General features: G+C 65.6%; 1 protein-coding gene. It reads left to right on the top strand.

The window, feature by feature from the left end:
* Positions 1 to 205 precede the first annotated feature (205 nt).
* On the top strand, positions 206 to 877 hold a 672-nt coding region (locus tag Mth01_RS29360), incomplete at its 3' end, for a cupin domain-containing protein (protein ID WP_204019212.1).

The following is an 877-nucleotide window of genomic DNA, read 5'->3' on the forward strand; positions in this document are numbered from 1 at the left end:
TCTCTCTGCGGATCGTCGATACCGTACGGCCGAAAGGCGATCATTATTTAACAAGAATCATGGATAACGGGGAGGTGCATAACCGGTCGACTTCAACGTGCCGTCTCCTCATATCATGCGAACTGAAACTACGGCCGGTGTAATAGACGACCACCGGCCCCGAGACGTAGTGCCGTCCGGCCGTGCGATCCCCACGGGGGTGGATATGACCGCTCAGTCGCTACCGTTCGCCGCGAGTGAGCGGTTCCACACGCATGACCTCGATGAGGCCCGTGCGAAGGCTGGAGATACCTTCGCTCCCCACGGGCTGCACATCACGGAGCGCGGGGCCCGACTCGATGTCCATCTGAACGGAGTGACCTGCGACCGGATCGGCCTCTACTACGTCGACTACGGGGCGGAGATCGTGCTCTCGTCAAGCGAGGTGGAGAGCGGCTTCCTTGTCGAGATCCCGCTGGCCGGCGCCGCGGAGGTGTCCTGCGGCCGGGAACAGATCGTGACCACGCCTGAGCGCGCCTCCGTGCTGTCGCCGATGCCGGTGCCGCTGTCCATGCGGTGGCGGGCCGGGACCCCGCAGCTCGCTACGTTGTTCGACCGTCCCGCGATCGAGGCCCACCTCAGCCAGATGCTGGGGCGGGAGTTACGCAGACCGCTCGTCTTCTCCCTGGGCATGGACCTGACCCGGCCTTCCGCGCGTTCCTGGCTGTCGGTGGTGTACATGCTCCGGCGGGAGGCGGAGACGAACGGCGCCATGCTGGCCCAGCCGCTGGCCGTCAAGCAGTTGGAGGAGTTGCTCATGACGCAGCTCCTGCTGGCCCAGCCCAACAATTACACGCCCGCGCTGCTCGCGGAGCAGCCTCGCGTCGCACCGCCCACC

This window comes from Sphaerimonospora thailandensis (assembly GCF_016863115.1).
Lineage (GTDB): Bacteria > Actinomycetota > Actinomycetes > Streptosporangiales > Streptosporangiaceae > Sphaerimonospora > Sphaerimonospora cavernae.